The organism is Marinobacter fuscus (assembly GCF_003007675.1).
Classification (GTDB): Bacteria; Pseudomonadota; Gammaproteobacteria; order Pseudomonadales; family Oleiphilaceae; genus Marinobacter; species Marinobacter fuscus.
The window spans coordinates 141,637-166,437 of record NZ_PXNP01000013.1 but is presented as its reverse complement, the minus strand read 5'-3'; the positions used below and the strand labels follow the sequence as shown (position 1 = coordinate 166,437).

At 57.6% G+C, this 24,801-nt stretch carries 23 protein-coding genes; 15 read left to right on the top strand and 8 right to left on the bottom strand.

Annotated features, from left to right (window positions below; translation table 11 throughout):
• Window positions 1-290: 290 nt before the first annotated feature.
• Window positions 291-1,493, bottom strand: a complete 1,203-nt coding sequence (gene tyrS / locus C7H09_RS04075) for a tyrosine--tRNA ligase (protein ID WP_106761349.1) — start codon at window positions 1,491-1,493, stop codon at window positions 291-293.
• Between the two features lie 304 nt (window positions 1,494-1,797).
• Between tyrS and C7H09_RS04070 the strand changes: the two genes are divergently transcribed.
• Both C7H09_RS04070 and C7H09_RS04065 read left to right on the top strand, forming a co-directional pair.
• Window positions 1,798-3,198 (top strand): OapA family protein, encoded by a 1,401-nt coding sequence (locus C7H09_RS04070; RefSeq protein WP_106761348.1) that lies wholly within the window; start codon window positions 1,798-1,800, stop codon window positions 3,196-3,198.
• Between the two features lie 2 nt (window positions 3,199-3,200).
• Complete coding sequence (locus C7H09_RS04065; protein WP_106761347.1) at window positions 3,201-4,304, top strand: anhydro-N-acetylmuramic acid kinase; 1,104 nt, start codon at window positions 3,201-3,203, stop codon at window positions 4,302-4,304.
• A 1-nt stretch (window position 4,305) separates the two neighbouring features.
• Here the strand turns inward: C7H09_RS04065 and erpA are convergent, their stop codons facing one another.
• The 4 genes from erpA to argC all read right to left on the bottom strand — a co-directional run bounded on the left by erpA (window position 4,306) and on the right by argC (window position 6,953).
• Entirely contained in the window at window positions 4,306-4,638 is a 333-nt protein-coding gene (gene erpA / locus C7H09_RS04060) for an iron-sulfur cluster insertion protein ErpA (protein ID WP_206074261.1), read from the bottom strand.
• Window positions 4,639-4,719: 81 nt separating this feature from the next.
• Entirely contained in the window at window positions 4,720-5,166 is a 447-nt protein-coding gene (locus C7H09_RS04055; protein WP_106761345.1) for a bactofilin family protein, read from the bottom strand.
• Between the two features lies 1 nt (window position 5,167).
• On the bottom strand, window positions 5,168-5,911 hold the full coding sequence (locus tag C7H09_RS04050; RefSeq protein ID WP_338064019.1) for a DUF6776 family protein: 744 nt from the start codon (window positions 5,909-5,911) through the stop codon (window positions 5,168-5,170).
• Window positions 5,912-5,915: 4 nt separating this feature from the next.
• Window positions 5,916-6,953, bottom strand: a complete 1,038-nt coding sequence (gene argC, locus C7H09_RS04045; protein ID WP_106761344.1) for an N-acetyl-gamma-glutamyl-phosphate reductase — start codon at window positions 6,951-6,953, stop codon at window positions 5,916-5,918.
• A 157-nt stretch (window positions 6,954-7,110) separates the two neighbouring features.
• Between argC and C7H09_RS04040 the strand changes: the two genes are divergently transcribed.
• Genes C7H09_RS04040 through hemL form a run of 5 tightly spaced genes read left to right on the top strand, consistent with a single transcriptional unit; the run spans window position 7,111 to window position 12,064 of the window.
• Window positions 7,111-8,886, top strand: coding sequence for a chloride channel protein (locus C7H09_RS04040; protein ID WP_106761343.1), 1,776 nt, complete (start codon window positions 7,111-7,113; stop codon window positions 8,884-8,886).
• A gap of 3 nt (window positions 8,887-8,889) precedes the next feature.
• Window positions 8,890-9,312 carry a protoporphyrinogen oxidase HemJ gene (gene hemJ, locus C7H09_RS04035; protein ID WP_106761342.1) on the top strand — a complete coding sequence of 141 codons (423 nt, stop codon included), beginning with the start codon at window positions 8,890-8,892 and terminating at the stop codon, window positions 9,310-9,312.
• A gap of 41 nt (window positions 9,313-9,353) precedes the next feature.
• The gene (gene thiD / locus C7H09_RS04030; RefSeq protein WP_106761341.1) at window positions 9,354-10,115 is read left to right on the top strand and encodes a bifunctional hydroxymethylpyrimidine kinase/phosphomethylpyrimidine kinase; all 762 of its coding nucleotides are present in this window, start codon (window positions 9,354-9,356) and stop codon (window positions 10,113-10,115) included.
• Window positions 10,103-10,771 (top strand): thiamine phosphate synthase, encoded by a 669-nt coding sequence (gene thiE, locus C7H09_RS04025; protein ID WP_106761340.1) that lies wholly within the window; start codon window positions 10,103-10,105, stop codon window positions 10,769-10,771. Before thiD ends, thiE begins: the two co-directional genes overlap by 13 nt.
• A gap of 12 nt (window positions 10,772-10,783) precedes the next feature.
• A complete protein-coding gene (gene hemL, locus C7H09_RS04020) occupies window positions 10,784-12,064 on the top strand; it encodes a glutamate-1-semialdehyde 2,1-aminomutase (RefSeq protein ID WP_106761339.1) in 1,281 nt (426 codons plus the stop codon).
• A 48-nt stretch (window positions 12,065-12,112) separates the two neighbouring features.
• Here hemL and C7H09_RS04015 read toward each other — a convergent pair whose 3' ends face one another.
• Both C7H09_RS04015 and mrcB read right to left on the bottom strand, forming a co-directional pair.
• Window positions 12,113-12,682, bottom strand: coding sequence for a tetratricopeptide repeat protein (locus C7H09_RS04015; protein WP_106761338.1), 570 nt, complete (start codon window positions 12,680-12,682; stop codon window positions 12,113-12,115).
• Complete coding sequence (gene mrcB, locus C7H09_RS04010; RefSeq protein ID WP_106761360.1) at window positions 12,679-14,997, bottom strand: penicillin-binding protein 1B; 2,319 nt, start codon at window positions 14,995-14,997, stop codon at window positions 12,679-12,681. Before mrcB ends, C7H09_RS04015 begins: the two co-directional genes overlap by 4 nt.
• Before the next feature lie 130 nt (window positions 14,998-15,127).
• On the opposite strand from mrcB, the gene C7H09_RS04005 reads away from it, so the two are divergent.
• Genes C7H09_RS04005 through C7H09_RS03995 form a run of 3 tightly spaced genes read left to right on the top strand, consistent with a single transcriptional unit; the run spans window position 15,128 to window position 17,453 of the window.
• Window positions 15,128-16,711 (top strand): bifunctional aminoglycoside phosphotransferase/ATP-binding protein, encoded by a 1,584-nt coding sequence (locus C7H09_RS04005; RefSeq protein ID WP_106761337.1) that lies wholly within the window; start codon window positions 15,128-15,130, stop codon window positions 16,709-16,711.
• An 8-nt stretch (window positions 16,712-16,719) separates the two neighbouring features.
• Entirely contained in the window at window positions 16,720-17,088 is a 369-nt protein-coding gene (locus C7H09_RS04000) for a pentapeptide repeat-containing protein (protein ID WP_106761336.1), read from the top strand.
• Window positions 17,085-17,453 carry a Rieske (2Fe-2S) protein gene (locus C7H09_RS03995; RefSeq protein WP_106761335.1) on the top strand — a complete coding sequence of 123 codons (369 nt, stop codon included), beginning with the start codon at window positions 17,085-17,087 and terminating at the stop codon, window positions 17,451-17,453. The genes C7H09_RS04000 and C7H09_RS03995 overlap by 4 nt, the downstream gene beginning before the upstream one ends.
• Here C7H09_RS03995 and sfsA read toward each other — a convergent pair.
• Window positions 17,437-18,168 (bottom strand): DNA/RNA nuclease SfsA, encoded by a 732-nt coding sequence (gene sfsA / locus C7H09_RS03990; protein ID WP_106761334.1) that lies wholly within the window; start codon window positions 18,166-18,168, stop codon window positions 17,437-17,439. The two genes, C7H09_RS03995 and sfsA, sit on opposite strands and share 17 nt — an antisense overlap.
• Window positions 18,169-18,339: 171 nt before the next feature.
• On the opposite strand from sfsA, the gene dksA reads away from it, so the two are divergent.
• Genes dksA through C7H09_RS03970 form a run of 5 tightly spaced genes read left to right on the top strand, consistent with a single transcriptional unit; the run spans window position 18,340 to window position 24,281 of the window.
• A complete protein-coding gene (gene dksA, locus C7H09_RS03985; RefSeq protein ID WP_106761333.1) occupies window positions 18,340-18,780 on the top strand; it encodes an RNA polymerase-binding protein DksA in 441 nt (146 codons plus the stop codon).
• A 47-nt stretch (window positions 18,781-18,827) separates the two neighbouring features.
• Window positions 18,828-19,745 (top strand): tRNA glutamyl-Q(34) synthetase GluQRS, encoded by a 918-nt coding sequence (gene gluQRS / locus C7H09_RS03980; RefSeq protein WP_106761332.1) that lies wholly within the window; start codon window positions 18,828-18,830, stop codon window positions 19,743-19,745.
• A gap of 4 nt (window positions 19,746-19,749) precedes the next feature.
• On the top strand, window positions 19,750-19,926 hold the full coding sequence (locus tag C7H09_RS19835; RefSeq protein WP_165794779.1) for an Asp23/Gls24 family envelope stress response protein: 177 nt from the start codon (window positions 19,750-19,752) through the stop codon (window positions 19,924-19,926).
• Window positions 19,916-22,879: an ATP-binding protein gene (locus tag C7H09_RS03975; RefSeq protein ID WP_106761331.1), complete on the top strand. Its 2,964-nt coding sequence runs from the start codon at window positions 19,916-19,918 to the stop codon at window positions 22,877-22,879. The genes C7H09_RS19835 and C7H09_RS03975 overlap by 11 nt, the downstream gene beginning before the upstream one ends.
• Before the next feature lie 7 nt (window positions 22,880-22,886).
• A complete protein-coding gene (locus C7H09_RS03970; protein ID WP_106761330.1) occupies window positions 22,887-24,281 on the top strand; it encodes a sigma-54-dependent transcriptional regulator in 1,395 nt (464 codons plus the stop codon).
• The last annotated feature ends 520 nt before the right edge of the window (window positions 24,282-24,801 follow it).

The following is a 24,801-nucleotide window of genomic DNA, read 5'->3' as shown; positions in this document are numbered from 1 at the left end:
ATCCGAAATACCTCGGCCAGCGCCCACACGAATTACTTGGTTAACTTTTTAAAGAGCGTTTGAGCTGCTGCTCAATCAAGGCCGCGTATTCTACATCGATCCGCCACCTTGTCAACCACTTTGTTTCGAAACACTTAAAAACCAAATTTTCGAAACTTATCAAGCGGTTAAAACCTTCAGAACCCGGCGTTGTCTGCCTTGTCCCTCAGAAGTGGTGCGCATTCTACAGCCCTCAGGAAAACTGTCAACGGCCAATTTGAACTTTTTTGAAAAAAGTTCCGGAACAGCCCTCAGGCCGTAATGACCACACGCGCTATCTTCTTCTTGCCCGCCTGAATCACTGCCTCATCGCCGGCAACAAACATACGCTCACCTTCAAACTGGGCTCCATCTACATAGACAGCACCGCGACCGAGCACATCCTTGGCCGCCGCACCATTCTTAACCAACCCGGACAGACGCAATACAGCAGGCATCGGCAGCTGGCCCTGCCCCTCCAGCGAAACCTCAACAACAGGCACATTCTCGGGGATGTCGCCCAGCGCCACCCTGTTACCCGCAGAATTGTGCGCAGAGGCCGCCGCCTCGGCACTGTGAAAACGGGTAATCAGCTCTTCAGCCAACAATTTCTTGTAGTCCTGCGGGTTGCCACCCTTCTCGACTTCCTGCCGGAACCCCTCAATTTCAGCCATCGGCCGGAAGCTGAGCAATTCGAAATAGCGCCACAGCAACTCATCAGGCATTGATAACAGCTTGGTGTACATCTCGCCGGGGGCATCGCTTACACCCACATAGTTGCCGAGTGACTTCGACATCTTCTGAACACCGTCCAATCCCTCCAGGATAGGGACGGTAAGAATCGCTTGCGGCTTCTGGCCATAGTGCTTCTGGACAATGCGCCCCATCAGCAGGTTGAATTTCTGGTCAGTTCCGCCCAACTCGACGTCAGCCTCCAACGCAACCGAGTCATAGCCCTGAACCAGCGGATAGAGGAATTCATGAATGGCGATCGGCTGCTCTGAACGGTACCGCTTGGTAAAGTCGTCGCGCTCCAGCATCCGTGCAACTGTGTATTGGCCAGCAAGGCGTATCATGTCGGCGGCACCCAGCTTCTTCATCCATTCGGAGTTGAAAACAACGCGGGTCTTTTCCTTGTCCAGAATCTTGAACACCTGCTCTTTATAAGTCATGGCGTTTTCGAGCACCTGCTCTTCACTGAGCGGAGGGCGGGTAACGCTCTTACCAGAGGGGTCACCGATCATGCCGGTGAAATCTCCGATCAGAAAGATAACCTCATGCCCCAGATCCTGAAACTGGCGCAACTTGTTGATCAGCACAGTATGGCCAAGGTGCAGATCCGGTGCGGTCGGGTCGAAACCGGCCTTAACTCTGAGCGGGCGCCCCTCTTTCAGCTTCGCGACCAGATCCTCTTCCGGGATCAGCTCATCAATACCCCGCTTGATTATCGCCAACGCCTCATCAACAGATGCCATGAAACCCTTACCTCACTTGTAACATTAAAAGAAGAGACCGGTTACAGAGCTCTACAAAACAACTCTGTGCGTTACCGGCGCCCCTGATACAGTAGCCTTGTACAAAAACCAACCAATCAAGAGCGGGAAAAGCGCGAATTATACCAGCGGCAGGCTCAATTGTGCGATCAGGCAAACCCCTCATCGTAATGTTGGACACTGTTGCATTTCTGTTCTATGCGTTAATCTGTAGGACTACTCCTGATCTGGCGCATGAACAAGCCGGTACAAATCGCTGGACTACCGATCAAAACGGGTGAGCCAAGTGCTGAAAACAATCCCCAAAACACACATTACTCTGGCCGCAGCTGCCACAGTAATCTTCTCCGCCGCCGCATTGATGAGCCCAAGTGCCGATGTTGAGGCGAAGCGCATGAGTTATGCAGTAGACCTGGAACAGGGCCTGGTGACTGACGAAAAACCCGCTTTCACCACCAGTCCGACCACGACCACCCCTGCCCATGAAGAAACTGCCCCGAACCTCGCATCAATCGCAAGCTCCGAAGTTGCTGCCTCCGGGGAGGCTGCACCGGAACCTGTCAAAGCCGAGCCAAGCCTTGAGTGGCAGAACTTCACCATTAAAGCCGGTGACACTCTTTCCACCTTGTTTCGAAAAGCGGGCTTTAATGATGGGCTGATGCTCTCGGTCATCCACGGCGAAGGTGAAGCAACCAAGCTTCAGCGGCTGTATGCCGGTGAAGACATTCGCTTTGCTGTCGATACCGATGGCCAACTGGCAGGCATTGAACTCCAGCGAAGTCTTCTGGAAACACTGAAAATCACGAAAACCGATGACGGCTTCAAGGGTGAGACAGTGGTTCGGGAGCCTGAAGCCCGGCCTGCTTTTGCGACCGGCGAAATAGATGGTTCGCTATATCTGGCCGCCAGAGACGCAGGGCTGGACGACCGGCTGACCATGGAGTTGGCAGGCATATTCGGCTGGGATATCGATTTTGTCTATGACGTCCGGAAAGGCGACAGATTTGAACTGGTTTATGAAGAGCTTTACCTGGATGGCGAGAAATTCGACACCGGGCGCATTCTTTCCGCTCGATTCGTAAATCGGGGGGAGGAAAACGTCGCACTCCTTTACACCGACTCCAGCGGCGATACCGACTATTATTCGCCGGACGGTAAAAGTATGCGCAAGGCATTCCTGCGGGTACCGATCAACGCCCGCGTATCGTCACCGTTCAACCTTCAGCGCCGCCATCCGGTGCTGGATGTTGTCCGCCCACATGAGGGTACCGACTACGCCGCACCCCCAGGCACGCCAATCAAGGCGGCTGGCAGTGGCAGGGTCAAGTTTGCGGGCTGGAAAGGCGGTTATGGCCGGACGGTTGTTTTGCAACACGGTGATAACATCACCACGCTCTACGCTCACATGAGCCGACTGGGCAAAGGCATGAAAAACGGCAAACGGGTCAAGCAGGGTGAAACCATTGGTTATGTGGGTTCTTCAGGTATGGTCACCGGCCCTCATCTACATTATGAATTCAGGGTCAATGGCTCGCCAAGGAACTCCCGCACAGTGAAGCTGCCCGATGCCAAGCCTGTGCCAGCGGCAGAAATGGCCCGTTTTCGCAAACATACCGAGCAAATGATGGCGCAATTCAGCACCTTCCAAGAGAGCAGTCAACACCTGGCACTGGCAACAGGCAACTAAGCATGGCCTACTGGTTAGGGATGATGTCAGGCACCAGCATGGACGCTGTTGATGCGGCTCTGGTGTCCTTTCAGGATCAGTCCATTACGCTGCATGCAAGCCACTCCCTTGCGTATCCGGAACAGCTTCGGCACAGGCTGTCACTTGCAGTCCGAAACCATGCAACCCCGGATGAAATGGGCGAACTCGACAGCCTCGTAGGCCAGCATTTCGCCAGCACAGCCAGCGGCCTTATCGAAAAGAGCGGCATTGCTGCGTGCGATATCAAAGCCATCGGAAGCCATGGGCAAACCATCCGCCACCAGCCATCCGGCAGCGCTCCATTCTCCATGCAGATCGGCAACGGCGCCTGGCTGGCAGAACAAACACGGATAGTCACGGTTTCTGATTTCCGAAGCCGGGATATTGCAGCAGGCGGCCAGGGTGCCCCCCTGGTTCCTGCGTTCCACCGCTGGCTTTTTGGCTCGGAATCCCAGGATCGGTGTATTCTTAACCTTGGTGGCATTGCCAATATCACCTGGCTACCGGCCGCAAACAGGCTGCCGATCACCGGCTTCGATACCGGCCCCGCCAATGCCCTTATGGACGCCTGGTGCCTGGATCAGACCGGCCGCCACTTTGATGAAAATGGCAACCTTGCCCGCGAAGGCGTCGTGGATCAGGCGTTGCTGACCAGCATGCTTTCCGATGCCTATTTCGACAGGCCAGCCCCGAAAAGTACCGGTAAGGAGCGCTTCAATATCGATTGGCTGCGAACACACTTGCAGCGCTGCGACGTACCGCCATCCGCCGAAGATGTACAACGTACGCTGCTACAGCTGACTGTGGTTTCGATTCTTCGCCAACTTCCGCAAGATTCACCGGATATGGCCGTTTTTGCCTGTGGTGGCGGCACCATGAACAAGCTACTGATGAGCGAGCTGCGTAATGGGCTGGGCACCATTTCGCTGCACACAACGGAAGACCTTGGTTTGGATCCGCAATGGGTAGAGCCCGTTGCTTTTGCCTGGCTCGCCCGTCAGGCGCTGGAGGGTGCATCTGGAAATGTGCCCGAGGTAACAGGTGCCTCGGGCGAGAGGATACTCGGCGCGATTTATCCGGCCTGATTCAGATAGAGAAGGAGCTCCCGCAACCACAGGTTGAACTGGCATTCGGGTTCTGCACCACAAACTGAGACCCCTGAAGCCCTTCCTGATAATCAATGGTAGCACCCACGAGATACTGGTAACTCATTGAGTCGACCAGCAGCTTCACGCCGTCACGCTCGATCACCGTGTCGTCTTCCTCCTGATTTTCATCAAAAGAAAAACCGTACTGGAAGCCTGAGCAACCACCTCCGGTTACGAACACGCGCAGTTTGAGGTCGGTGTTTTCCTCTTCCTCAACCAGTTCACGTACTTTTGCCACAGCGTTGTCGCTGAAGAACAACGGCGTGGCCATTTGTTGCTGAACTACACTCAAGGTCTGCCTCCGGCCTGAAGATACTATCGGGATTATGGTATTCCCGACTAAAACAATCAACTATTCGGACTTGTCCTCATCCTCAGCCCCGGCCGTTGCGCCGCTTTCACCTCGCTCGTGTGTCAACAAACCACTGCTTACATCACGGCGCACAAGATTACCGTTAACCGTGGCGCCAATGGCCATTTCAATCAACTGATAATAAACATTACCCGTAACAACCGCTTTCTCGGCTAATTCCAGATGAGCGGAAGCCTGGACATCCCCCTTCACCTTACCGTTAATGATAATATGCGGCGCAATCACATCACCGACAATTTCACCCACCTCAGAGAGTCGCACAACCGCATCAGAGCCCTCTTCCGCCACCACACGGCCACGGATCTTTCCGTCAACGTGCAGACCACCTGAAAAACGAACATCGCCTTCCACCGTGGTGTGTCCCGAAATCAGGGTATCGAAGTGGCCGACCGAACGACGCGACTTCTGCTTTTTCTTTCCAAGCATTTCAGCTCTCCGTTAATGCTTTCCAGTCAAAGGTTCGCTCTGCCTGAGACGCCTTGCGCCCCTGGGCCTGAGCAACGACCTGTATTTCGAAGGGTTCGAAACCCTGCGGGAGGCGAAGACTGCCCTCCACATCCTGGAAATAACGGAACCGGAACTTCACCCCCAGATCGTCAATTTCTTCAGAAAGATCCCGCAAAGCTATCACTTCTTTTTCACCGTCGAGGCTGCCTATCACATTCACTGCGACCAGCCCTGTTATGTAGTTCTTGTTATTACCAACCTGAGTCAGCACCATCTTGAAGCCATATTCGCCGTTGTGCCGGCGCGGCACCAGAGTGAAACTGTCCACTTGCAGGCCCTTGCTGGTTTCAGATGGCGCCATGATGTTCCGATAGAACGTCAGATCTGCCTCAAGCTCTGAAATTCGCGTTTCCAGTTCAACAATGTTGTAGCGCGCCGCTTTCAGTGCCTGCTCATCAACCGCCCGGCCGCGCTCGAGGTTCACCAGTTCCTGCCGGGTTTCGCGATACTGGGCACGGAGTGTCTCAAGTTCCTCTGACCGGGGATCAGCCGCCGCCTCCTCGCGGGTCAACTGAAACCCGCCCTGCGCCAGCCCCCCGGCATATCCGGCAGCAGCCGCTACGGCAATGCAAAACACCAGCAGCAGGCCACGTTTAAAGCCTTGGCCCGGCTGGCGGCGGACAACCACATACTCGCCCGCAGGCCTGGATGACTCGCTCACCATGACCTCAGGGCATCAGGGCAGGAGCACTCATGCCCATGCGCTCATCAAGGCCGAACATGATATTCATGTTCTGGACAGCCTGACCAGCCGCCCCTTTTACAAGATTATCAATCACCGACGATACAATCACGATGTTGCTGTCTTCCTGACGATGCAATGCCATCCGGCAATAGTTGACCCCGCGCACACTGCGGGTTTCCGGGTGACTACCAAACGGCATAACATCCACAAAAGGCTCATCGCAATAACGATCTTCAAACAGTGCCTGCAAACGGTCAAAGTCCTTTACATCGTTCAGTTCGGCGTAAAGTGTCGCCTCTATCCCACGGATCATAGGCACCAGATGAGGTACAAACGTTAATCCCACCTGCGCTCCGGAGACGAATTGCAGCCCCTCGCGAATTTCCGGCAGATGGCGATGGCCAGATGCACCGTAGGCCTTGAAGCTCTCGCCAACCTCACCGTGCAGCATTCCGATTTTGCCCTGGCGACCACCGCCACTGGCACCGGACTTGGCGTCGGCAATCAATCTCGAGGCATCAACCAGCCCCTCTTCAAGCAGTGGCAGAAAACCCAGTTGAACCGCTGTCGGGTAGCACCCGGGGTTGGCCACAAGGCGCGCATCGCGAATGGCATCCCGGGCGACTTCCGGCAAGCCGTAAACGGCCTGTTCCGCCCATTTCACACTCTCGTGGGGCATGCCATACCACTTCGCCCAGGTGTCGAGGTCTTTCAACCGGAAGTCAGCCGACAAGTCGACCACTCTGACTCCGGTTTTCATCAATTCGGGCACCATCCGCATGGCGACGCCGTGCGGCGTGGCAAAAAACACCAGATCACACCCCGCCAGCACATCAACATCCGGCTCGGAGAAGGTCAGATCAAAGTGGCCTCGCAGGCTGGTATACATTTCGGCGACAGGCATCCCCACCTCTGATCGCGAAGTGATACAAACCACCTCTGCTTCCGGGTGCTCTGCAAGAATTCTCAGTAGCTCTACACCGGTGTACCCGGTACCGCCAACGATGCCTATTTTAATCACTCGACTCTCCAATGTGATCCGAACAAACTTAATAGAAAGCGGGTAGTCTAGCACGATAAACCAACGACTTATTGCAGCACCTGACGTAGTCGCTAAAATACAGACAACATCAGAATTCCGTTTGTCCCAACTCGCCAATAACAACTGAGCCAGGCCAATGCGCAACCCTTTACGTGTAACCTTTGAGCGGCTGATTCCCTCGTTCCGGCGTCGCCTCTCAGACGTAGACGCACTGCCGCAACTGGCCGTTCTGGGATTACTCTCCGGAATCATCACCGGTGCCGTTATCCTGCTGTTCCGGTTTGCCATCGAGTGGCCCCTGGCCAATCTGCTACCCGGCGGTAACTCTGAAGCCTTCGAAAGTCTGGCACCGCTTACCCGCGGCATGCTGCCATTAGCGGGCGCCGTTGCCCTCGCGTTTTTCGTCTATCACCTGCCCGCCCAATTCCGCAAAGTGGGTGTGGTCTACATCATGGAACGGCTCAATTATCACCAGGGATACGTGTCTTTCAAAAGTGTCCTCATCCAGTTCATATCCGGCGTAGCCACTGTGGTATCGGGCCAGTCTGCCGGCCGGGAGGGCCCCGCCATCCATCTGGGTTCCGGCTGTTCAAGCCTGCTGGGGCAATGGCTGAAGCTCCCCAATAACAGCATTCGAACCCTGGTGGCCTGTGGCTGCGCCGCCGCTATCTCTGCCTCGTTTAACACCCCGGTTTCCGGCGTTATCTTTGCCATGGAAGCCATCATGATGGAGTACACCATCGCCGGATTTACGCCCATCATTCTCGCCGCCGTCAGTTCTGCCATTGTGATGCAACTGGTGTACGGGCCGGAACCGGCATTCACCGTGCCACCCGTAACCATGTCATCCCTGGCTGAGATTCCCTGGATTCTGGTTATGGCCATTATTTGTGGTATCGCCGCCACCCTGTTCATTCGCCTGGTGTCGGCCATGGCCCGCTTTCACCACCGCCCGTTACCCGCCCGAATTATCGCAGCTGGCATTCTGATGATTCCTTTCGCGATACTGGTACCGGAAACCATGGGCATCAGCTACGACACAGTTAACGACGCCATCAGTGGCCAGCTTGGGCTGTCGCTGCTGATTGTGATCGGCCTGGCTAAACTGGTCATCACCTCTACCACCATCGGTTTGGGCATGCCGAGCGGGGTGATCGGGCCCACCATCGTGATCGGTGCCTCTCTGGGCGGTGCTATGGGGTTAATTGGGGCGGCTATCATGCCGGAAATGGCCTCATCGGTGAGTTTCTACAGCATGCTCGGCATGGGCGCGATGATGGGGGCCATTCTGCAAACGCCACTGGCCGCCCTGATGACGCTGCTGGAACTGACTCACAATCCGAACATCATGCTCCCGGGCATGCTTATTATCACCATTGCCAGCCTGATTACCTCGGAAGTCTTCGGAGAAAAACCGCTGTTTCTGACCATCCTGAAAAATCAGGGGCTGAGTTACCAGAACTCGCCGGTGGTACAGGCACTGCGCCGGGTGTCGGTGGGCGCGATCATGGAACGCAGCCTACTGCGCATGGAACGCCACCTGAGTCTGGCCGAGGCAAAAAAGGCCCTCAAGTCTGAACCTAAATGGTTGCTGGTTGATGGCAGCAACGGCCCCACCGCACTGCTACCGGCGGCAGATCTGGCTCGCTACCTGGAAGATGCTGAAAAGGGCAATCATGAAGAGGGCACTGCATTGCCCGACTTGATTGATCTGATGGAAATCCCCGCAAACCGCCGGGACGTAGCCCCGGTGCAATACCAGGCCACCCTCGAGGAAGCACTGAATCAGTTCGACAGCACCCAGGCCGAAGCGCTATACGTACAACGCCATGTGGCCCCGATGATTCAACGGGTTTATGGTGTTGTGTTGCACTCAGACATCGAAAGTTATTACCAATACCGACGGAGTTAATGAATGCTGTGGGTCAAGGCCTTCCATATTATTTCCCTGGTCTGCTGGTTTGCCGGCATTTTTTACTTACCCAGGCTGTTTGTTTACCACGCGGCCTGCGAGGATGAGCCTGGCCGCGAGCGATTCAAGATCATGGAACGCAAACTGTACCGCGGCATTACCACGCCTTCCATGGTGGCCACGGTTGTGTTCGGGGTCTGGTTGCTAAGCTACAACTGGGCGGGCTATTTCAGTCAAGGCTGGCTTCATGCCAAGCTTGCTCTTGTTACACTGCTGATTCTTTACCATTTTTACTGCGGCCATTTGGTGAAGGTATTCCGGGATGACCAGAATACCCGCAGCCATGTATTTTACCGCTGGTTCAATGAACTGCCGGTCTTCATACTGCTCGCCGTGGTTATTCTGGTTGTCGTAAAACCTTTCTAAGGAGGCAGGCCATCAATCATTTCTCTCGCCCCCAGGTACTTGTGCTTTCCGGGCTGGATCCGTCCGGCGGCGCGGGCATACAGGCTGACATTCAGGCCATCACCTCTCTTGGCGCCCACCCCCTGCCCGTGCTGACCTGCCTGACCGTGCAGGATACCCGCAATGTTTACGGCGCTGAGGCGGTCAATGCGGACCTGATCCGGCAACAGCTGGCCTGCCTTACTGAAGACACCCCAATTCACGCCATCAAGACTGGTGCCTTGGGCAACGCGGCTGTGGTCGACGCTCTGGTCGAGTTTCTGGAATCCCACCCGGGTATTCCGGTGATCACCGATCCGGTCATCAAAGCTGCAGGCGGTGGCGACCTGGCAGATGAAGAACTGGTTGCCGCCATGAAAGAAAAGCTGTTCCCGAAAGCCGAAATGATCACGCCGAACGGCGTGGAACTGGCTCTGCTCGGCGGTAGCGATGACCTCGATCAGGCCGCCCGCAATTTAATGGAGGCTGGCTGTGAATCCGTGCTCGCCACCGGCGGCCACGGCACCGGCGTCCATATCATTAACACCCTGTATAACCATGCACCAGAGCCCATGACCTGGGAAGTGGAGCGTATTGGTGAGAACGAATACCATGGCACCGGCTGCACCCTGGCAGCGGCAATTGCCGCCGGGCGCGCCATGGGGTTATCACCCAGGGCCGCCATCGCCCAGGCGCAGAATTATGTGCATCGGGCGTTGTTGCATGCACTGACTGTCGGCAAAGGGCAACGGGTACCGGACAGGGGTATTCTGTGGGAACGCTAAACCACCCCCTGCGCCCTGGGCTTTACGCCATTACCGACAACCGGCTGACGCCACCGGACACTCTGGTAGCGTCTGTTGAAGCCGCACTGGCGGGCGGCACCTGCCTGGTGCAGTACCGGGACAAACAGTCCACCAGTGCCGAACGCTTGCGCCAGGCAACAGACCTGAACGCGTTGTGCCAGCGTGCCAAGGTGCCTCTGCTGATCAATGACGACCCGGAACTGGCCCTGCGGATAGGCGCGGCCGGCGTACATCTGGGGCAGGACGACGTTACCCTGGCAGAGGCCCGGGCCTTGTTGGGGCCAGATGCGCTGATTGGCATTACCTGCCACCAAAGCCTGAACCTGGCAGAGGCCGCCGCTGCCGGCGGTGCCAGCTATCTGGCCTTTGGCCGGTTCTATAGCTCACAAACCAAACCCGGCGCCCCGGCCGCTGGGCCGGAGGTACTTACCGATGCCCGCCAACTGGGCTTGCCGGTAACGGCCATCGGCGGCATTACCCTCAGCAATGCCCTGCCCCTGATTCTGGCAGGTGCTGATCTTTTGGCCGTGGTGGGCGGCCTGTTCGGCGGCAGCCCGAACGACATCGAACAACGGGCGCGCCAGTTCAGCCGCCTGTTTGCCAGCCACCACCCGCTCTTTACGACCCCCGAGTAACAGGAGATAACCGTGACTCACTCAGAAACCCTTTTTGAACAGGCCCAGAAATACATTCCCGGTGGTGTGAATTCGCCGGTTCGGGCCTTCCGCGGTGTTGGCGGTACTCCGGTGTTTTTCAAGCACGCCGAAGGCGCTTATCTGTTCGATGAGGATGACCGTCGTTATGTCGACTTCATTGGCTCCTGGGGGCCAATGATCCTTGGCCATTCCGATCCCCGCATCAAGGCCGCCCTGCATACTCAGGTCGACTTGGGCGTAGGCTACGGCGCACCGACCGCCATCGAAACCGAGATGGCCAAGAAAGTCTGCGAACTGGTGCCCTCAATTGAACTGGTTCGCATGGTCAACTCCGGCACAGAAGCCACCATGAGCGCCATTCGCCTGGCGCGGGGCTACACCGGCCGAGATAAAATTGTAAAGTTCGAAGGCTGCTATCACGGCCACGTAGATTCTCTGCTGGTGAAAGCGGGCTCTGGCGCCCTGACACTTGGCGTTCCCAACTCTCCGGGTATCCCGGCCAGCCTCGCCGAGCACACCCTGACCCTGACTTTCAACGACATTGACGAAGTGCGCAAAACCTTTGCCGAAATGGGCGACCAGATTGCGGCCATCATCGTCGAGCCGGTAGCGGGCAACATGAACTGCATCCCACCGGTACTGGGATTTCTGGAAGGTCTGCGCGAAGTGTGTGATGAACACGGCTCGGTACTGATCTTCGATGAAGTGATGACCGGCTTTCGGGTCTCTTTGGGCGGCGCACAGGGGTTCTATGGTATTACCCCGGATCTGACCGCACTGGGCAAGGTGATCGGCGGTGGCCTGCCGGTCGGCGCCTTTGGCGGCAAGCGGGAAATCATGGAGCACATCTCACCACTGGGGCCGGTGTATCAGGCCGGAACCCTGAGCGGCAACCCCCTGGCCATGACCGCAGGCCTGACCACCCTGAACGCGATTTCAGAGCCTGGCTTCCACGATCGCCTGACCGAAAAAACCAACCGCATCCGCGACGGTTTCAAAGCCGCGGCCGACGAAGCAGGCATCCCCCTGGCGGTACAGTCTGCAGGTGCCATGTTCGGTTTCTTCTTTACCGACGAAACCTCAATTACCCGCTTCGATCAGGTCATGGCCTGCGACATAGAACGCTTCAAGGCGTTTTTCCAGGGCATGCTGAAAGAAGGCGTGTACCTGGCACCGTCAGCGTTCGAAGCCGGTTTTACCACCGCCGCATTGTCGGACGACGACATTGAGTTCACTCTGGCAGCCGCCCGCAAGGTGATGAAAACGCTCTGATTGAGGGTTGCCCCCGGTGCCTGGGCCGGGGGCCATTGCTACGTTCAGTTATAAAGCACGGGCCCGCGATTCCGCCTGATCCGCACCGGCCACATTCCCTCTGGCCCGGCGAATATCCGCCAGCAACAACCAACCGGACCGCTGCTTGCGTTCATCCTTACCCGCCAGCGACAGCCCTTTCAGGGTGAACTGTTCCGCCGCCCCGAGATTATTACCTGCCACATAGGCTTCCGCCAGCTTGAAATAGACTTCCGCCGAGCGCGGCGCAATGCGCTGGGCACGTTCCAGCCGCGCAATGGCTGCGGCAGAGTCACCCTGCCGCAGCAACTGATCGGCATCACGCACCAGCGTCAGCGCGGCGGCTGGCAACTGATCACCGGTTTCACTGTAACTGGGAGCACGGGTATCGGCAGGCTCCGGAGTGCGCTCTGCAGGCTGTTCACTCTTGCGCCAGACCCGCTCACCGCCGTTTTCCGCCTTGGGGGGCTCCGGTACCCGGGAGCGACTGTCACTGCCCGCCGGCACATAAATGGAGCCACCGCCCGGGCCAGAGGCACAGCCCGCCAAAGTGACAACCGCGGCCAGTGCGGCCAACCGAAAACCTGTTACTTTCTTCATTGAAACAACCCTTTGAACCAACCTCGGATTTGCCCGCCCAGGCTGCCATTGCAGCCGGTGTGCTGCTCGGGCTCACTGCCGGCAATGAACGGAATCAGCCGGGCATTGTCACAGTTTTCACCGGTCAGTGCCTGGGCTTCAGGGTTCACCCAGCGATACTGCACTCCATCGGGCACCACCGGCGAAAAGCCATGTTGCGGAACCTGCGCCATCAAGGCCGCCCATACCGGTAACGCGCCGGTTGCTCCGGACAAGGATGTGGCGCCGTTATCGTCCCGCCCCACCCAGGCCACCGCCAGCAAGTCACCGCTGAAACCGGCAAACCACGAATCCCGCCCCTCATCGGTAGTGCCGGTTTTTCCGGCCAGCGTCAACGAATCCGGCAAGGTGTAATACGCTGAGCGCCCCGTACCCTCTTGCATGGTTTCCTGCATGACATACTGAACCAGGTGCACCACCGCGGAATCCGCCACCCGATCCACCTTCAGGCTATAACGCGACAGAGGCTCGTTGTCGGCGTTGGTAACCTCACGAATCGTACGCAGAGGCGTATTGAACCCGGAGGTGGCCAGCCCCTGATACAACTGGGCCACATCGACGGGCGACAGCGATACCGACCCCAGCAGCATTGAAGGATATCCAGACACCGGAGAAGAAACGCCGAAGGCCTTCAGGGTGTTCTGTACGGCAGGAATACCAACATCCAGCCCTACTCGCACCACCGGCAGATTGTAAGACCGGGACAACGCCTGATGCAGAGGCACCAGGCCACGTTCTTTGCGATCGTAATTCCGGGGCTGCCACCGGCGGCCATCCTCAAATTCCAGAGTAAAGCTTTTGTCTTCCACCGGAGTAATCAGGGTGTAACGCTCTGGCTGGGCAAGCGCGGTCAGGTAAACAAAAGGCTTGACCAGAGAACCGATCGGGCGCCGGGCATCCACGGCCCGGTTAAACCCGGCAAAATCCGTATCCTTTCCACCCACCAGCGCCAGCACTTCACCGGTATCCTTGCCGGTCACCACCATGGCCGCTTCCAGTGCCTTTGCCGCCTCACCTTTCGCCAGGCGGGGCAAGGTGCTGCTGGTGGCATTCTCTGCAGCCTGCTGCACCTCCGGATTGAGCGTGGTAAAAATCCTGAGCCCCTCGCTCTGCAGATCTTCCTCCCGGTAATCCCGGGCCAGGTGACGACGCACCAGATCGATATAGGCGGGATAGCGGTTGTCGGTAAACGATGGCCGGGTGCTGAGATCCAGCGGGCGCGCGCTGGCCGCCCTGGCCTGCTGATCAGAGATCACACCCGCCTCGGCCATTTCACTGATCACCAGGTTGCGCCGGGTCAACGCCCGCTCCGGGTGTCGGCGGGGATTGTAATAACTGGGGCCTTTCACCATGCCCACCAGCAGCGCCACCTGATGAATATCGAGCTCCTTCAGCGAGGCTCCGAAAAAGAACTGACTGGCCAGGCCGACCCCGTGTATCCCACGGGTGCCTGCCTGACCAAGGTAGACCTCATTCAGATAGGTTTCGAGAATGTCGTTTTTGTCGTAGTGCCACTCCAGCAGAATCGACATCAAGGCCTCGTTGGCCTTGCGAACCAGAGTCTGATCCCGGGTCAGGAAAAAGTTTTTCACCAGCTGCTGGGTGAGCGTACTTCCCCCCTGAACAATACGGCCCGCCTTGATATTGGCGATCATGGCCCGCGCGATCGACAGAGGTGCAATGCCGAAATGGTCGTAGAACTGCCGGTCTTCCACCGCCAGCAGTCCACCAATCAGGGCCGGCGGCACATCCGCCAGCTCAATCAAAATCCGGTCTTCACGGTGGGCCGGATAGATACCGCCAATCTGCGCTGGCTCCAGCCGAACAATCGGTGAAACATCACCGGCAGTTACCGAAAACCCCGTTACCCGATCCCCGCGAATGGCAAAGGCCAGTTGCCGTGCGGGCTCGGCACCATCCGGAAAATCAAATCCGCGGGTATTGATGATGAACCTGGTGCCCGAGCGCTGATAACTGCCCGGGCGGTTGCCGCCACGAACCCGGTACCCTGCGAGCTCAAGCTCCCGAACCAGGGCGCCCGCGCTGATTCCCGCACCATCGTACAGCTCCAACGGCCGGGCATACACCCGCGAAGGAACCTCAAAGCGACGCCCTTCAAAACGCGACGTGACCACCGCATCGAGATAGATCATCCAGCAGGCCAGCAATACCAGCCCCAGCGTGGTCAGCCTGAGCATCAGGCGCCAGAATCGACGGCCTTGTTGGCGGGGGGATGGCTTCGGAGACTTTCTGCGGGAGGACGTTTTTTTACTCATGGCGGGATTATACCGAACGGCCAACACCGATCGGCAGGGCTCTTGTGTGTTATTTCTGTAATCTGGCCGTTATAGTGAAGCAGTCCATTAATCTGAAAATCAACAACTTCAAGGATGCCAGGAGCAACACGTGAGCACCAACGCCCCGGATACACTGATCACGGCTTTGCAGAATCCCGACCGCTTCGACCACCCGGTCAGCGAATTCCGGGTGATCGAAACTCATATTTCTCAGGTACTGCTAACCGGTGACTACGCCTACAAAATCAAAAAGCCCATGGATTTCGGCTTTCTTGATTTTTCGACACTGGCACGCCGCAAGCACTTTTGCGAGGAAGAGCTGCGCCTGAACCGTCGCCTGGCGGAGGAGCTCTATCTGGAGGTGGTGCCCATCACCGGCTCACCAGAGGCCCCGAAACTGGGAGGCGATGGCGAACCTTTCGAATACGCCATCCGCATGCGCCAGTTCAACCAGGGCGAACTTTTCGATGTGCGCCAGGAACAAGGGCGTCTGGAGCCGGAACTTCTCTCCGATCTCGCTCGTCAGGTCGCGGAATTTCACACCTCGCTGCCGCCGGTCGGCGAAGGCAAACCCCTCGGCACTCCGGATGCCGTGTTTGCAGCCATGCAGGAAAATTTCGATCAGATCCGCCCTATGCTGGATGACCCTGAGCTGCTCGCCCAGCTCACCAATCTTGAAGCCTGGACACGCACCACGTTCGAACGCCACCGCGAACTGATCGGCCGCCGGTATACCGGCGGCCTGGTTCGTGAATGCCATGGCGACCTGCATTTGGCCAACATCACCCAGTTCAACGGCAAAGTCACCGTTTTCGACTGCATCGAATTCAACGAACCTTTCCGCTGGATCGACGTCATCAACGACCTTGCCTTCCTGCTGATGGATCTGGAGTCGCGCCAGGAGCCAGCCCTCGCCAACTTGGTACTGAACACCTACCTTGAGCACCGGGGTGATTTCGAGGGCCTGGTGCTGCTGCCACTGTATAAAGCCTACCGGGCCATGGTTCGCGCCAAGATCGCGCTATTCACACTGGGCAATCCCGGGCTGAACGACGACGAAAAAGCCAGACTGATGCAGAGCTATCGCACCTATGCCCAGCTGGCAGAAGAATACAGCGCTATCCCCAACCACTTTCTGCTGACCACCACAGGGCTCTCCGCCAGCGGCAAAACCTGTGTCAGCGCTGCCATGGCAGGCGAACTGGGCCTGATTAGGCTACGCTCGGATGTAGAGCGTAAACGGCTGCATGGCCTGGGGCCGCTGGAGGACAGCAAATCCGGGCTGGGCACCGACCTGTACAGCCCCGAGGCAACCACAAAAACCTATCAGCACCTGGCCAGCCTCGCTGCCCGGTTGCTGGCCTCCGGCCTGCCAGTGATTGTCGATGCCGCTTGCCTGAAAGTAGAGGAGCGAACCCTGTTCGCCGAAGTCGCTGAAAACCAGGGCCTGCCCTTTGCCTTACTGCACTGTGAAGCCCCGGAGGCACAGCGCAGGGAGTGGGTGCGCAACCGTAAAGGCGATGCCTCGGAAGCCACCGAAGAGCTGCTTGACGCCCAACAAAGCTGGCTGGAGCCGCTGACTGAGGAAGAAAAAACGTTCACCATCCACCTGCTGACCGAACAGGAGCACGTAGCAGAAGCGGTTGCCGACCGCATTCGCCAACATTTGGGTATAGCCGATAACGGCCGCTGAGGTATCACATGGATGACGTTTACGAAAAAGATCCCAAACAAATAGACCATCCGCTTTACGAACTGTTGCGGAACGAGGACATCGACGCGTTCAATGCAGAAAAGACAAGGCACAGCGAGCTGCCGAGTTTCGCCCATGGCGACTTCCGGGGTCTAGACCTGAGAGGTCTGGATGCCCAAGGTCTCGATTTTCGCCACGGCTATTTCCGGGGTGCGGACTTGCGGGGCATCGATTTCTCCAAATCGCGAATGGAAGGCGCAAGTATCGCCAGTGCCAAGATTTCCGGCTGCTACTTCCCACATCGCCTGGCAGCCGACGAAATCGTGATGTCACTGAACCACGGCACCCGAATGCGCTACACGATTCTGCCCAAATGACCAGAGCAGAGGTGCCCTGGCAGACGATTGCCAGGGCAAACGATCTGGTGCCGGGGGTGTTTCTGGAGTTTCGCCTGAAGGCTGATGAAGACCCCGATACACTTCCGCGCACCGGCTTCCTGTTTCTGCACGGACACCGCCCGAAGGCTTACCTGAACCGGTGCCCGCACCTGGGCATCGAGCTAAATTGGATGCCCGGCCGATTCATGGATGCCGACAGCCTGTTCATCCAGTGCTCCACCCACGGTGCCCTGTTCAAGCCGGGCACCGGAGAGTGTATTGCCGGGCCCTGCCAGGGCGATGCACTTACACCGCTGGAGTTACGCGAACACAAAGGCAGTCTGCAGGTCAGGGCTCCAGGCTGACCGGCACCGAATCCACCAGTGTCAGATGGCCGGAAGGTTCACCATCATCTCCCGCCAGCGCGGCACGATAAGCGATCACTTCCACCCCTGCCTCACAGGCTTCACGCAGCAGCTGACCATAGCGCGGGTCGATATGATCCGCAGGCCTCACCTGCTCAATAGCCGTGTGATTCACCACAAAGAAAAGAACCGCCCGGTCGCCGCCAACCACCTGTGCCGTCAATTCTCTCAAATGCTTTTGCCCGCGTTCAGTTACCGCATCCGGGAAAAAGCCTTCGCCACCCTCCGCCAGGGTCACGTTTTTCACCTCAACCCAGGCATCCGGCTGGCTGTCATGGCCGGACAACAGCAGATCAATACGGCTGTTCTCTGCGCCGTAGCGCACCTCCGCCCGACACTGGCGATAACCTTCCAGCTCTGTCACCACACCGGCCTCAATGGCCATACGGGCCTGAGCGTTGGGCCTGGCGGTATTCACGCAAGCCAGCACACCCGGCAAGGGTTCCACCAATTCCCAGGTATACTTCAACTTACGTTTGGGATTGTTACTGGGGCTCAGCCAAACCCGGGCATCATCAGGCTGGCAACCCAACATGGACCCCGTGTTCGGGCAATGGGCCGTCACTTCCGTTCCATCCGGCAATCGGACATCCGCCAGGAAGCGTTTATAGCGACGAATCAGTCGCCCCTCTACCAAAGCATCAGGAAACTTCATATGCTCTCCGGGATAAGTCGGTGTCACAAGGCTGGCACCCCTGGGGGTAATCTGCTATTTTCCGCAGATTCCCGTTTCAGGACGAATGCTAACCAGGGTAAAACCGCTCAGACTTGCTGATGCGGAGGGAAGCAAAGCGTTCTTGTGAAGTACTAACAAGAGGCCGGGTTCATGCCAAATACTGCAGAGCAATCACGCGAACGTTTTACTAACTTCACCCCTTACGAAATGAAGAAGGGTGAAGACTACATGAGTGCAGAGATGCTCCAGCACTTCAAGGGTCTGCTTCTTAACTGGAAGCAGGAATTGATGGAAGAAGTGGATCGCACCATGCATCACATGCAGGAAGATGCAGCAAACTACGCAGATCCGAGTGATCGCGCAACCCAGGAGGAGGAATTCAGCCTGGAACTTCGCACCCGGGATCGCGAGCGCAAACTGATCAAGAAAATCGATCAGACCGTCGACCGTATCGACAAAGACGATTACGGTTTTTGCGACCAGTGCGGCGTGGAAATCGGCATCCGTCGCCTGGAAGCCCGGCCCACCGCCACTCTTTGCATCGACTGCAAGACTCTGGCGGAAATCCGCGAACGCCAGACCGGCATCTGACGCCCCATCGGGCTGGCACCGCTCCGGCCGCCAGCCCGTAAACGCCTATGGCACCATCAGGTTACCGCGGGCGTTTTGCCCCCTCTCCCACCGGCCCTCTGCATTTCGGTTCACTGGTTACCGCGCTGGCCAGTTGGCTTGAAGCCAGATCCGCAAACGGCTGCTGGCTGGTTCGAATCGAAGATCTGGATCCCCTCAGGGAACCACCCGAGGCCACCGGCCAGATCCTGCGCTCACTCGAGAGCCACGGCCTGCATTCCGACGAGCCCATCCGGTTCCAGTCAGACCGGCATGCAGCTTACCAGCACGCCATACAGCAGCTGCTGGCGCAGGGAAACGCTTACCGGTGCCGCTGCTCCCGCAAGCAACTGCAGGCCAACCAGGGCAGGCACCCGAATCATTGCCGGAACCAGCCCCACGCCGTCGTGCAGGAAGAGCACGCCATTCGCTTTGCACTGAACTCCGGGCAGCGAATCTGGCAGGATCAGCTTCTTGGAAGGCAATGCCAACAGGTAGAAGCCGAACTGGACGACCCGGTGCTTCTGCGTAAAGAAGGCTTTTTCGCCTACCAGCTGGCGGTGGTTGTCGACGATATAGACCAAGGCATTACCCACGTTGTGCGGGGCTCGGATCTGCTCGCCATGACCGCCCAGCAAGAGCAGATATACCAGGCTCTGGGCGCACCACCGCCTCAATGGCTGCACATACCCGTCATCACCAATGCCCAGGGCCAGAAGCTCAGCAAACAAAGCCATGCTCCGGCCCTTGATGACCAGCAACCGGTGGCCAATCTGATGAACGCACTCTACGCGCTCGGCCAGGCGCCCGGGCGGAACCTGGCCCGCGCCCGGGTGAACGACATACTGGACTGGGCCGTCGCCCACTGGCAGCGGGGCTCCCTGCCCCTGACATCAAGACAGGCCCATGGTATAACCGACCAGACACTCTCTGCTCCGGATCCATAAACCGATGTATATATACCGCCTGGTATTTTTGCTGGTGCTGGCGCTGTACATTTTTTCGCCCAACATTCTGGATTGGTGGACAGCACCGGAAAACGCCTGGTACAGCCCCTACCTGATCTGGGGTGGCTTGATTGTCATCGGCTTCTGGCTGGAATGGCGCAGGGATCCCAATGAGTTTTAGCGCAAGCAACCTGCTGGCTGTCAGCCTGGCCTATCTGCTGGTACTCTTCGGCATTGCCTGGGGCACAGAACAGGGCACCCAGCTCCGGCAATGGGTACGACACCCTCTGGTCTACACCCTTAGCCTGGGTGTTTACGCCGGTATCTGGGCCGTCTATGGCGCTATCGGTATGGCGGCAGAAACCGGCTACGGCTTTCTTGCCTACTATCTGGGCATCAGCGGAGCCTTTTTGCTGGCGCCGGTTCTTCTCAACCCGATCTTGCGCATCGCGCGGGCCTACCAGCTCACATCACTGGCTGACCTCTTCGCCTATCGCTACCGCAGCCAGTGGGCGGGCACGCTGGTTACCCTGTGCTCCGCTGCGGCCATTCTCGCTCTCCTGAGCATGCAGATACAGGCAGTTTCTCGTTCTGCCAGCCTGCTGGCTCCGGAAACTCCGGTAAAGGCCATCAGCGTGATGTTCAGCCTGATGGTGTTACTGTTCGCCATCCTGTTTGGCGCCCGGCGCCATCAAACCTCCGGCAATCACCCCGGGCTGGTGCTGGCAATTGCGTTTGATTCGGTCATAAAGGTGGTCGCACTTCTGGTGCTCGGTGGCGTGGTTTTGTTCACCGTTTTTGGCGGCAGTGACGGCCTTGAAAACTGGCTGGCACAAAAAGACCATGCCAGCGCCAGTATGACCATGACAATCAATGACGGCAGCTGGCGGGCCTTGCTGCTGATGAGTTTTGCGGCGGCGCTCGTGCTGCCACACATGTACCACATGACCTTCAGCGAGAACCCATCTCCCCGGGCGCTGGCCAAGGCCAGCTGGGGGCTGCCGCTGTACCTGTTATTGATCGGCCTCCCCGTCCCCCTGATTCTCTGGGGCGCCCAGGCGCTTGCGGTAGATGCACCACCGGCATTTTTCAGCATTGCCCTGGCTCAGGCCCTGGACAGCCAGGCCCTCACCCTGCTGATGTATATCGCTGGCCTGTCGGCCGCCAGCGGCCTGATGATTGTCAGCACCCTGGCACTCTCGGGAATGGTGCTCAACCATGTTGTGCTGCCACTGAAAACACCCCGGGATCATGGTGACATCTATGGCTGGCTGCAGTGGGTAAAACGCCTGCTGATCGCCGCCATTCTGATGCTGGCACTGATGTTCCACGAGACCATAGGCCAGCACCTCGACCTTTCCATTCTTGGCGCCATTTCCTTGTCTGGCACCCTGCAACTGCTACCCGGAGCTCTGGGTGTCATCTACTGGCCGGAGGGCAACCGGCGCGGCCTGGTTGCAGGCCTGCTGGCGGGGCTGGCGATCTGGTTCACAACCCTGGTATTACCGTTCTCCCTGGCTGACAACGGCCTGGAGTGGTTGTCTCTGCCGGTGGTTCCCGGCTACGACAACTGGCACCTGTTTACCTTTATCAGCCTGACCGCCAACCTGACGGTCTTTGCACTGGTATCCATTATCAGCCCCGCCTCGCCTGAGGAAGCCAGCGCCGCTCAAGCCTGCTCGCTGGGCGCGCTTTCCCGCCCCCAGCGCCGGGAATTACTGGCCGGTTCCTCAACCGAATTCGTCCAGCAACTGGCCAAGCCCCTGGGCCAGAGCGTGGCCCGACGGGAGGTAGAGCGCGCCCTGCACCAGCTCAAATTGCCCAATGCCGAGTTCCGGCCCTATCAGTTGCGGCGGCTGAGAGATCAGGTTGAAATCAACCTGTCCGGCCTGCTTGGCCCTTCGGTGGCCCGAGACATCGTAAAACAGCATCTGGGTTTCAAGCCGCTCACCCGGGGCGGCATGGGCCAGGACATACGTTATGTCGAGCGTGCACTCGGGGACTACCAGAACCAGCTGACGGGGCTGGCCGGTGAACTCGACAATCTTCGGCGCCACTATCGCCAAACACTGCAGAATCTACCAATTCCCGCCTGCTCAGTGGGTGAGGACGGCGAGATTCTGATGTGGAACCACGCCATGCAAACCCTCACCGGAATTTCTGCAGAAGAGGTGGTTGGTGCGCGCCTGGTCACCCTGCCCGAGCACTGGTACGCATTGCTTGATGACTTCAACAGCGGCGACGAACTGCACCGTTACAAACACCGGCTGGACCTGCGGGGCAAACCCCATTGGCTGAACCTGCACAAAGCCGCCCTGAACGGGCCCGATCACCCGGAGGGCGGGTCGATTATCCTGGTGGAAGACCAGACCGAGACCCGGCTGTTGGAAGACGAGCTGATTCACAGCGAGCGCCTGGCCTCGGTTGGTCGCCTGGCTGCGGGGGTTGCCCACGAAATCGGCAACCCGGTCACCGGTATTTCCTCACTGGCTCAGAATCTGAAACTGGAAACGGACGACCCGGCCATTCTGGAAACAGCCAACCAGATCCAGCAACAAACCAGACGGGTGTCGAATATTCTGCAAACGCTGATGAACTTTGCCCGCTCCGGCAATCATGCCCAGGCTAACCGCTATGAGCCTGTCAGCCTGCACCGCTGCGTCGAAGAATCCATGAACCTGCTCTCACTTGCCGATGAGGGCACACGCATCCGGTTTGTGAACGAATGCCCGGAGGATCTTCTGGTTCTTGGCGATGAGCAACGCCTGGTGCAGGTATTCCTTAACCTGTTAGGCAACGCCCGCGATGCCTCAAGTCAGGGGGGAACGGTGCGGGTAACTGGAAACGGCGACGGCTACTCCGCTATCATCGAGGTGATTGATGAAGGCTCCGGTATAGCCAGTGAGGAGCTGGATCATATCTTCGAGCCCTTCTACACCACTAAAGCCCCGAATAAAGGCACCGGTCTTGGCCTGTCGCTGGTATACAGCATTGTTGAAGAGCACTACGGCAATATTCAGGTAGAGAGCCCTGCCTGCGAGGAAACCGGCACCGGCACCTGTGTAAGACTTCGCCTGCCAGCTTACGAGCCTGACACTACCACCGGCGACACCCGCATGAACCAAAGGTCTTGAGTACGCTATGCCCCGCATCCTGATTGTTGAAGATGAAGATATTATTCGTTCTGCCGTTCGCAAGCTGTTGCAACACGCCGGTTACGAGGTGGCTGACGCGGTATCTGTGGAGGAAGCCGAAGGCCTGGATCCCGACAGCTTTGATCTCATCATTACCGATCTCCGGCTACCGGGCGCCGCCGGAACCGAAATGATCAACCGTGCACCGAACACGCCGGTGCTGATCATGACCAGCTATGCCAGCCTGCGCTCTGCAGTGGATTCCATGAAAATGGGCGCCGTGGATTACATTGCCAAACCCTTTGATCACGATGAAATGCTGGCGGCGGTTGCCAGTATTCTGGCCCGCAACCCCGCACTCGCAGAAGACACAGACGAGCCCGGCGCCCACAGCGATAGCAGTAATGTAGAAGCCGACCCCTCTGCCATCATGTATGGCCAGTGCGATGCCATGCAGCGGGTATTCACACTGATCCGAAAAGTCGCACCGACCGAAACCACCACCCTGATTCGGGGCGAATCCGGTACCGGTAAAGAGCTGGCCGCACGGGCGTTGCACCTGCTTAGCCCCAGGGCAAAAAAGCCACTGATCTCAGTAAACTGTGCCGCCATTCCCGAAAGCCTGATTGAATCCGAACTGTTCGGCCACGAAAAGGGCGCATTTACCGGTGCCGTCTCTGCCCGTACTGGCCTGATAGAAGCGGCCGATGGCGGCAGCCTGTTTCTGGATGAAATTGGCGAACTGCCGCCGGAAGCGCAGGCCCGCCTGCTGAGAGTATTGCAGGAAAGCGAGATTCGCCGGGTGGGCTCAACCGAGAGCCGCAAGGTAGATGTGCGGATGATAGCCGCCACCCACCGCAACCTGAAAGCCATGACCCGCACCGGAGAGTTCCGGGAAGATCTGTATTACCGCTTGAACGTCATGCAAATCCGAATTCCACCGCTTCGGGAGCGCCGCGCAGACATTCTGGGCCTGGCGAGGCGGTTCCTGGCCCGCCAGGCAAACAAACTGGGCCGCCCCGAACTTTCCCTCAGCCCCGAAGCCATGCGCACACTGGAACGCTATCGCTGGCCAGGCAACGTGCGAGAGCTGGAGAATGCAATAGAGCGGGCCTCCATCCTGTCTGATGGTGACATCATCCATCCGTCGTCACTGGATCTGGATAACGACCCAACAGACGATCACATCCCCGAAACCCTGGTTGAAGGTAACAATGAACAGGTGCCCGCCCGGGAAGCAGACGACTCCAGTGATCTGTCACTGGAGGATTATTTCCAGCACTTTGTGCTGGAAAACGAAGACCGAATGAGCGAGACCGAACTTGCTCAGAAACTGGGCATCAGCCGTAAATCCTTATGGGAGCGCCGCCAGCGATTGGGCATTCCGAGAAAAAAAACCTGAGGTCAGAACGCCCGGGCGACTCCTGTTACCTTCCTGTTCCCCTCGGTAACACTTATCCGTGAAAGTCTGTAAATAAGGTAACACTCACCCCGGATACGCAGTAACACTTACCCACCCTGAAATCCTAAGCCTTTGTTTATTATAGACTTATTAAAACTGGCACGGGCTCTGCAATCTATTTAGCGCACAACAACAAAAACAATTGTGGCATCGCAGCGTTAAAAACAAACACAAAAAGCTGCAGAAACGTCCGCCAACAAAAACAAGACAGGACGTAAGCGAATTGAGCGTTTTGGGTACTATGCTTTTTAGTGGTTCCGCCGCATGCGCGAGTTGTAGATGTAGAAAAGAATCGTCCTCCAGGCGACCCTACAAATACTTCAGAACCCGCTTCATGCCCCTGGCCGCTCTGTGTATTCAAAGCTTTCCGTTTGTGAAGCTTTGGTTCTCGGTTTGAGAACACCAAGTTGGGGCAAAAGATTAAAAAGAATCCCGGTAAAAACAAAAACAATGCAGATCG